The 8,723-nt window shown below is 68.6% G+C and carries 8 protein-coding genes and 1 pseudogene; 7 read left to right on the top strand and 2 right to left on the bottom strand.

Annotated features, from left to right (window positions below):
• The 4 genes and pseudogenes from V6M56_RS13920 to V6M56_RS13905 all read left to right on the top strand — a co-directional run.
• A pseudogene (locus tag V6M56_RS13920) lies at nt 1-655 on the top strand (DNA topoisomerase IB); the annotation flags it as partial.
• A 102-nt stretch (nt 656-757) separates the two neighbouring features.
• Entirely contained in the window at nt 758-1,903 is a 1,146-nt protein-coding gene (locus V6M56_RS13915; protein ID WP_332684631.1) for an amidohydrolase, read from the top strand.
• A 149-nt stretch (nt 1,904-2,052) separates the two neighbouring features.
• Nucleotides 2,053-2,811, top strand: a complete 759-nt coding sequence (gene cobF, locus V6M56_RS13910; protein WP_332684628.1) for a precorrin-6A synthase (deacetylating) — start codon at nt 2,053-2,055, stop codon at nt 2,809-2,811.
• Between the two features lie 268 nt (nt 2,812-3,079).
• Nucleotides 3,080-4,006, top strand: coding sequence for a helix-turn-helix domain-containing protein (locus V6M56_RS13905; RefSeq protein ID WP_332684626.1), 927 nt, complete (start codon nt 3,080-3,082; stop codon nt 4,004-4,006).
• Here the strand turns inward: V6M56_RS13905 and V6M56_RS13900 are convergent.
• Together V6M56_RS13900 and V6M56_RS13895 are read right to left on the bottom strand one after the other, a co-directional pair.
• Complete coding sequence (locus tag V6M56_RS13900) at nt 3,992-4,633, bottom strand: TIGR00725 family protein (protein WP_332684624.1); 642 nt, start codon at nt 4,631-4,633, stop codon at nt 3,992-3,994. The genes V6M56_RS13905 and V6M56_RS13900 overlap by 15 nt on opposite strands.
• A 12-nt stretch (nt 4,634-4,645) precedes the next feature.
• Entirely contained in the window at nt 4,646-5,356 is a 711-nt protein-coding gene (locus tag V6M56_RS13895; protein ID WP_332684623.1) for an orotate phosphoribosyltransferase, read from the bottom strand.
• A 432-nt stretch (nt 5,357-5,788) separates the two neighbouring features.
• Between V6M56_RS13895 and V6M56_RS13890 the strand changes: the two genes are divergently transcribed.
• From V6M56_RS13890 to V6M56_RS13880, 3 genes are all read left to right on the top strand, one after another.
• The gene (locus tag V6M56_RS13890; protein ID WP_332684621.1) at nt 5,789-7,036 is read left to right on the top strand and encodes an MFS transporter; all 1,248 of its coding nucleotides are present in this window, start codon (nt 5,789-5,791) and stop codon (nt 7,034-7,036) included.
• A 32-nt stretch (nt 7,037-7,068) separates the two neighbouring features.
• The gene (locus tag V6M56_RS13885; RefSeq protein WP_332684619.1) at nt 7,069-7,947 is read left to right on the top strand and encodes a dihydroorotate dehydrogenase electron transfer subunit; all 879 of its coding nucleotides are present in this window, start codon (nt 7,069-7,071) and stop codon (nt 7,945-7,947) included.
• Between the two features lie 8 nt (nt 7,948-7,955).
• Nucleotides 7,956-8,723 (top strand): dihydroorotate dehydrogenase (locus V6M56_RS13880; RefSeq protein ID WP_332684617.1); only part of this gene is annotated, 768 nt, incomplete at its 3' end.

Raw genomic sequence — 8,723 nt, 5'->3', positions numbered from 1 at the left:
CGATCTCAAGGGTCGCGAGCTTTCCCGCGACAAGGCGCTCGCCTGCGCCGCCGCGATCATCGACCGCTGCCATATCCGCGTCGGCAACGAGGTCTATGCCCGCAGCCATGGCAGCCATGGTGCCTCGACCCTGCTCAAGCGCCATGTCGCCCTCTCCGGCAGGCAGGTCGCGCTCGCCTTTCGCGGCAAGGGCGGCAAGGACATCGCCTGCGCCCGCGACGACGCCCCGCTCGCCCGGGCCCTGACGCAGCTGAAGACCCTGCCGGGCCGGCGCCTGTTCCAGTATCGCGACGAGAACGGCTCGATCGCGATCATCAGCGCCGCCGACATCAACGCCTATCTGCGCGAGGCTGCCGGCCTGCCGGTCTCGAGCAAGGATCTGCGCATGCTCGCCGCCAATGCGGCGGCGGCCGAACTCCTGCTCGCGGCCGACATCGCCACCAGCGAGCGCGGCCGCAAGCGCCAGCTCGCCGACATCATGCGTGCCATCTCCGAGCGGCTGGTCAACACGCCGGCGGTGGTGCGCAAGAGCTATGTCCACGAGATCGTGGTCAGCTCCTATGCCAGCGGCAGGCTCCGGCGGGTCTACCGCCAGGCCAGGGCGCGCGGCGGCTGCTCGCGCATCGAGCGGGCATTGGGACTGCTCGCGGCCTGAGCGGGGTGCATGGCTGCCTGCTTGGGGGCGGCGGGTTCGGGGGTTGCGGTGAAGGCCGCATTGGTGAACCTCAGCGCAAAGCAGCCCGGAGGAAGCGCCAGCATGTTTCTCACCAATTCCGACATGGTCGAGCTGATCGAGCTGCGGCACGGCCTGCATCGCGCCCCGGAGATATCGGGCGAGGAGCGCGAGACGGCGCAGATGATCGTTCGCTTCCTCTCGCCGAGCGCGCCCGACCGGGTCGTCACCGGCCTCGGCGGCCATGGCGTCGCGGCGATCTACGAGGGCAGCGAGCCGGGGCCGACGGTGATGGTGCGGGCCGAGCTCGATGCGCTGCCGATCGAGGAGCTTTCCGGCGCGCCGCACTCATCGCAGGTGCCGGGCAAGGGCCATCTCTGCGGCCATGATGGCCATATGACCATCCTCGCGGCGCTCTCGCGCGGGCTCGGGCGGCAGCGGCCGCAGCGCGGCAGGGCCATCCTGATGTTCCAGCCGGCCGAGGAGACCGGCGCCGGCGCCGCGGCCGTGATCGCCGATTCGAGGTTCGGGGAGCTCACGCCGGACTTCTCCTTCTCGCTGCACAACAAGCCCGGCCTGCCGCTCGGCGCCGTCAGGCTCTCGGAGGGGCCGGCCAACTGCGCCTCGCGCGGCCTGAAGATCGTGCTCTCCGGCCGGACCTCGCATGCTGCGACGCCGGAGCATGCGATCTCGCCGATGCGGGCGCTGGCCCGCCTGCTGCCGGAGCTGACGGCGCTTGGGCCGGGCGGCGCGCTCGACGCGAACTACCGCCTCGTCACCGTGACCCATGCCAGCATGGGCGAGCCCGCCTTCGGCATCACGCCCGGCCGCGCCGAGATCTGGGTGACGCTGCGGACGCTGAACGACGGGCTGATGGGCTCGCTCTGCGCGGAGGCCGAGGCGCTGGCGCGCGAGGCGGCCTCCACCGGCGGGCTCTCGGTCGCGATGGATTATTTCGACGTCTTCCATCATTGCGAGAACGATGCCGAGGCGGTGGCGCAGCTGCGCCGCGCGCTCGACGACGAGAAGATCGGCCATGACGAGACCGCGCCGCAGCGCGGCTCCGAGGATTTCGGCCTCTTCGGCCGAAGCTCCAAATCGGCGATGTTCCTGCTCGGCTCCGGCGAGGCGACGCCGCCGCTGCACAACCCGGACTATGATTTCCCCAACGCGCTGATCGCGCCCGGTGCCCGCGTCTTCATGCGCACGATCCGGAACCTGCTGGGGTAGGGAGCGCACCCAAGCGTCATTCTCGGGCGAAGCGAAGCGCAGACCCGAGAATCTCCCGCAAGGGATGCTCGGGTCGAGCCCGAGCATGACGCGCAGCCACGGGTTCGTGCTAAGCGCGGCGCATCACTCGGCCCAGCCGCGAGGAACCCATGCGCAGGATCAGGATCATCGGCATCGGTGCCGGCAACCCGGAGCATCTGACGCTCCAGGCGGTCAGGGCGCTGAACGAGGTCGATGTCTTCTTCGTGCCGGACAAGGGCGCGGAAAAGGCGGCGCTGCGCGAACTGCGCGAGGAGATCTGCCGGCGCTTCATCGAGCGGCCGGGCTATCGCATGGTCCCGCTCCGCATCCCGCAGCGCGCCCCGGCCGGCTCGGATTATCGCGGCAGCGTCGACGACTGGCATGCCGAGCTCGCGCAGGCCTATGAGCGCCTGTTCGCCGAGGAACTCGGCGAAAGCGAGGTCGGCGGCCTGCTCGTCTGGGGCGATCCGGCGCTCTACGACAGCACGCTGCGGATCGTCGAGGCGGTCCGCGCCCGCGGCTTTGCGCTGGACTACGATGTCGTCCCCGGCATCAGCAGCGTCCAGGCCCTGGCGGCGGCGCATCGTGTCGTGCTCAACCGCATCGGCGAGCCGGTGCTGATCACCACCGGCAGGAAGCTGGTCGAAGCCGGCTTTCCGGAGGATCAGGGCAGCGTCGTCGTCATGCTCGATGGCGAGCAGGCCTTCGCCGGGATCGCGCCCGAGGGCTTCGACATCTACTGGGGCGCCTATCTCGGTGCAAAGAACGAGATCCTCGCCTCCGGCCGGCTCTCCGAGGTCGCCGAGGAGATCAAGCGGCTCCGTGCCGAGGCGCGCGCCGCCAATGGCTGGATCATGGACGCCTATCTCCTGCGCCGCCGCGATTGATCCACCCGAGAACCGGAGCTCGCGGCCCCGGTTCCGGAGCCGTCTCTGCATCCTCGATCGGTCGCGACGGCTTCGCATCGGGTTCGAATTGAGCTAGCTTGTCTAAAATCTGAGATTCTAGAGCAGGATGCGAAAAAGTGGAAACCGGTTTTTCGCAAGAATCCTGCTCTAACCCTTTGATGAGAGACGGATTCAGATGTCAGATGGGATCATTCCATGATTCCATCTGACATCTGAATCCGTCTCTAAGGACGACAGGGCCGATCCGATGGCTATTAGCTTCGACGAGATCGGCAGTAGGCTGAAGGCCTACCGGCTCGGGCGCGGGCTCCTGGCCGAGGAGGTCGCCGAGCGGCTCGGCATTTCGCGCGCCGCGGTCTACCGCATCGAGAGTGGCGGCGTCGTCAAGATCGAGACGCTGGAGCGGCTGGCGAGCGTGCTGGAGACGACCGTCGCCTCGCTGCTCGGGGCGGGCGTCGAGTACTATGCCAGCCCCGTCGCCTATTTCGAGCGCATGCGGCAGATCGAGGAACAGGCGGACCAGGTCGTCGCCCATTTCCCGCCGCTCTCCTATCTGCTCACCTCCGGCGACTATGCCGGCTATCTCCGGCGGACGCTGGTCGAGGCGCTGCCGCCGCATATCGACGACCGGGAGAAGGCCGAGGGCGAGATCGACGCGGTCATCGCCATCCTCGACGAGCGCCGCAAGGCGCGCCAGCGCCGGCGGCTGAGCGTCGTCAACTTCGTCAACGTCCTCGAGATCGAGCGCTGGCTGAAGCTCGGCATCGTCGGCCGCTTCAATCTCTCCGAGGCCGAACTCGCCCGGCGGCGCCTGGCGGCGCGGGCGGAGGTCGAGCATCTGCTGGTCCTGATCGAGAGCGAGCCGATGGGCATCCAGATCGGGCTGATCGAGGAGACGCTGCCGAACATGAACTTCCAGCTCTTCCGGACCTCGGAGAAGACGCTGCTCGGCCTCAGCCCGTTCCGGCTCGGCGGCGAACTGCCGAACATCCGCTCCGGCATCGCCATGCTCACCGCCGACGAGCAGCCGGTCCGGCTCTATGAGGCGCTGGCCGAGGATCTCTGGCGCCGGGCGCTGAAGAGCAGCGATGCCGGCGCGGTGCTGCGCGCCGTGCTGGCGCGCTCCGGCGCCACGGCCGAGCGCCCGCCGAAGGCAGCCTCAAGGCGCGTCTGAGGCCGGCAGGCGCAGAACGGTGCGGGCGACGCATTCGAGGGCTTCGTCCGGGTTCGCACAATTCGTGGCTCCCGCCACCGCCGGCGCGCCTTCCAGCAGGAAGACCGACCGCCCGAACTGCAGCGCGAAGGCGATCTCCGAGAGCGTGCCGTAGCCGCCGCCGATCGCGATCAGGCAATGCGCCGCCCGCGCGATCAGCGCGTTGCGGGCGACGCCGATTCCGGTCGCGAGCGGAACGGTGACGTGAGCATTGGCCGCCTCGGGCTCGGTGTCGGGCAAAAGCCCGATCGAGAGGCCGCCGCCGGCAGCGACGCCGCGGCAGACATCCTCCATCACGCCGGAACGGCCGCCGCACAGCACCGTGACGCCATGCCGGGCGAGCAGGAGGCCGGTTTGCTCAGCGGCCTGCGACTGGGCCGACGTCGGCGTCCTGGTGCCGATCACCGCCACCGGCGTGCGCAGCGGCCGGCCGCTCTCGCGCTGGAGCCAGAGCAGCGCCTGCAGCGGTGAGGCCGGCTCGCCGCCCGCGGCTTCGGCAGCCGGCTGCCATTGCCGCGTGGCGGGGTCGAAGCTCCCGCCACGGTCGTCGCCGAGGCGACCGCGCGCGCGGTCGAGGAGCAGGCGCATCGGCCCGCTCGCTCAGGCCTGCTTGGCCTGGCCGAAATCGGAGATGCCACCATGCGCGGCCGACCATTTGGCCGGCTCGTTCAGGAAGCTTTCGACCTCGTCGAGAATCTTGGCCTCGAAATGCCCGCTCGCCTTGGCGACCTTGAGCACGTCCCACCAGGTGGTGAGGTAGTGCAGGTTGACGCCGAGCTCCTGCATCAGCTCGCGGCTCTTCGGGAAGATGTCGTAGTAGAACAGCACGAAGCAATGATCGACCGTCGCGCCGGCATCGCGCAGCGCCTGGCAGAAATTGACCTTGCTGCGGCCGTCGGTGGCGAGATCCTCGACGAGCAGGGTGCGCGCCCCGGCGACGACCTCGCCCTCGATCTGGGCATTGCGGCCGAAGCCCTTGGCCTTTTTGCGCACATACTGCATCGGCAGCATCATCCGGTCGGAGATCCAGGCCGCGAAGGGGATGCCGGCCGTCTCGCCGCCGGCGACATTGTCGATCGATTCGTAGCCGATATCGCGCACGATCGTCGCCACCGCGAAATCCATCAGGGCGGCGCGCAGGCGGGGGTACGAGATGATCTTGCGGCAGTCGATATAGACCGGGCTCGCCCAGCCGGAGGTGAAGAAGAAGGGCTTGTCGCTGTAGAAGTGGACCGCCTTGATCTCCAGCAGCATCTTCGCCGCTTCCTGGGCGATGGCGGCCCTGTCGACCGGCGTATAGAGGTTCGGCATGGTCTCGTTCTCCAGGGCTGAGCGCCATCGTTCGCCGGCTTCGGCGTTCGGGCGGGGCAATGTCGGGCTCGCAAACGGCCCCTTCTCAGCGTGTTGACGGTCGAGGTCAATCCCTGAATCGGGCCGGCCGGGGCTGATCCCGTGGAAATTCCGGGCTTGCCAAAAGTGTCGCAAAATTGAGATTTGATATTGCAAATGAGATAGGAGCGTGACAATCATGCAGCCGTGCGGCGCGGAGGGCTATGTCCTGCGCTGCGGCGAGCTTCTCGCGGCGGGCCCAGGAGGCCGGTCGTCAAGTGACGCAGAAGCGTCCGGAGAAGATGGGTGCGCGCCCAAACTCCAGGACCGGCAGGCAGTGGCACGCGCCATGCGTGCCCTGATGCTTTTGCGTTCCAGTGCACATCGTCAAAAGCAAGACAGGGGAACTCAGCCGTGAGTGACAACCAGGCCGCAACCGCCGGCTCCATCGCCTATTCCGCTCCAACCGTGGTCGACAGCAAGGCCAGGAAGGCCCTTTGGGGCTCGGCCATCGGCTACGCCATGGACGGCTTCGATCTGCTGATCCTCGGCTTCATGCTGCGGGCGATCTCGGCCGATCTGAACCTGACCCCGGCGCAGGGCGCCTCGCTGGTCACCGCGACGCTGATCGGCGCCGTCATCGGCGGCATCGGCTTCGGCATGCTGTCCGACCGGCTCGGCCGCGTGCGCGTGCTGACCTGGACCATCGTGCTCTTCGCCGTCTTCACCGGCATGTGCGCTCTCGCGCAGGGCTATTGGGACCTGCTGGCCTACCGCACCATCGCCGGCCTCGGCCTCGGCGGCGAATTCGGCATCGGCATGGCGCTGGTCGCCGAGGCCTGGCCGGCCTCGAAGCGCGCCCGCGCCTCCTCCTATGTCGGCCTCGGCTGGCAGCTCGGCGTGCTCGCCGCCGCGATCGCGACGCCGCTGCTGCTGCCGACGATCGGCTGGCGCGGCATGTTCGCCATCGGCATCCTGCCGGCGGTCGCCGCCTACTTCATCCGTCATTCGCTGCATGAGCCCGAGGTCTTCGTCGCCCGCACCAAGGACAAGCCCAAGGAGTCCTCGCTGCGCACGCTGGTCAAGGACTGGGACACCACCAAGCTCAGCCTCGGCATGGTCATCCTCTGCTCGGTCCAGAACTTCGGCTATTACGGGGTGATGATCTGGTTGCCGAACTATCTGGCGACCCGCTTCGGCTTCGCCCTGACGCAGTCGGCCGTCTGGACCTCGGTGACCATCGCCGGCATGGCGCTCGGCATCTTCGCCTTCGGCCATATCGCCGATCGCATCGGCAGGCGTCCGGCCTTCTTCGGCTACATGCTCGGCGCGGCGGTGATGGTCGTGGTCTATTCGCGGCTGGTCGACCCGATCCAGCTGCTGATCGGCGGCGCCGTGATGGGCTTCTTCGTCAACGGCATGCTCGGCGGCTATGGCGCGCTGATCAGCGAGCTGTTCCCGACCACGGCCCGCGCCACCGCCCAGAACGTGCTGTTCAATATCGGGCGCGGCGTCGGCGGCTTCGGCCCGGTGGTCGTGGGTGCGATCGCGGCGGCCTACAGCTTCGAGCTCGCGATCGGCCTGCTGGCGACACTCTACGTGCTCGACATCATCGCCATGTGGCTGCTGATCCCCGAGCGCCGCGGCGCCGAGCTCGACTGAGCGGCCAAGGGAACGAAGCCATGGAGCGAGCCATGTCGATGCAACCGCTTCATCAAAGCGCGCTCGCCGCTCCGTCCGGCAGCGCGGGAGCCTCCGGCTCCTGCGCTTCCTGGAAGGCCAGCGTGGTCGCCGAACTGGCCGAAATCGTCTCGCATGAGGCGGTCAATGGCGAATACCGGCACCTCGTCGTCGGCTGCAGCGCCGAAGCTGCGGCGGCGCAGCCCGGGCAGTTCTTCCAGCTGCTCTGCCCGCAGCCGGCCGGCGAGCAGCCCTTCCTGCGCCGGCCGATGAGCCTCTACGGGGCCGATCCGGAAAAGCGCCGGGTCGAGTTCCTCTACAAGGTGGCCGGCGCCGGCACGCGCGGCCTCGATACGCTGCGGGTCGGCGACCGGCTCGACATCATGGGGCCGCTCGGCTCGGGCTTTTCGCTCGATCCGGCCTGGCGCAGCATCGTCGCGGTCGGGCGTGGCGCCGGGCTGGCGACGCTCGCGCCGCTGGCCAAGGCGGCCAAGGCCAACGGAACGCGCGTCACCGCGATCTTCAGCGCCCGCCGGCCCGACCTGATGGTCTCGGTCGACCTGTTCCACCGTCACGGTGCCGACGTCATCGCCGTCACCGATTCCGAATCGACCAGCGGCCCGGCCAATGTCGAGCGCATCCTGCGCCGCCTCATCGCCGACGGGGCCTGCGATGCCTTCTTCACCTGCGGCTCGAGCCGGCTGATGCGCGTCCAGCAGCGGCTGGCGCAGGAGTTCGGCCTGCCCGGACAGGTCGCGATGGAGCAGCAGATGGCCTGCGGAATCGGGCTTTGCTACTGCTGCGTGCGCGACTTCAACGTCAATGGCGAGATCGTCCACCGGCGCGTCTGCTGGGACGGGCCGGTCTTCGACCTGATGGAGGCGCTGCCATGAGTGCTGCCATGAGTACGAACTCCGAGGTCGACCTCTCCGTCGCCATCGGCGGCCTGACCCTGCGCAATCCGGTCATGCCGGCGTCCGGCACCTTCGCCGAGGGGCTGGAGAAGGTGATGGACTTCAACCGGCTCGGCGCCTTCGTCACCAAGACGATCACGCGCGAGCTGCGCGCCGGCAACCCGCTGCCGCGGGTGGTCGAGCGGCCGGGCGGGCTGATCAACGCCATCGGCATCCCGTCCCGGGGCGTGCGCTATTTCGTCGAGGAGACGATGCCGCATTACGCCGCCTACGACACGCCGCTGGTGGTCAGCATCTCGGCGCCGACGGCGGAGGGCTTCGCCAGCCTGGCGGCCGAGCTCTCGATCCCCGGCATCGCAGCGATCGAGGCCAACATCTCCTGCCCGAACATCGAGGAGGACGGCAAGGCCTTCGCCATGCGCGCCGAATCGACCGAAAAGGTGACGCGCCAGCTCCGCGAGGCGACGAACCTGCCGCTCTGGGTCAAGCTCACGCCCAATACCGGAGACGTGCCCGAGGTGGCGCGCGCCGCCGAGGCAGCCGGGGCCGATGCGGTCGTCGTCGCCAACACCATCCTGTCGATGGCGATCGACCTGAAGACCTTCAAGCCCTGCCTCGGCAACATCATGGGTGGGCTCTCGGGACCGGCGATCAAGCCGATCGTGCTGCGCCAGGTCTTCCAATGCGCCAAGGCGGTGAAGATCCCGGTGATCGGCTGCGGCGGCATCTCCACCGCCGAGGACGCGATCGAATAC

It is taken from the genome of Allobosea sp. (genome assembly GCF_036675845.1).
In the GTDB taxonomy this organism is placed as follows: domain Bacteria; phylum Pseudomonadota; class Alphaproteobacteria; order Rhizobiales; family Beijerinckiaceae; genus Allobosea.
This window is presented reverse-complemented; position numbering and strand designations above follow the sequence as displayed.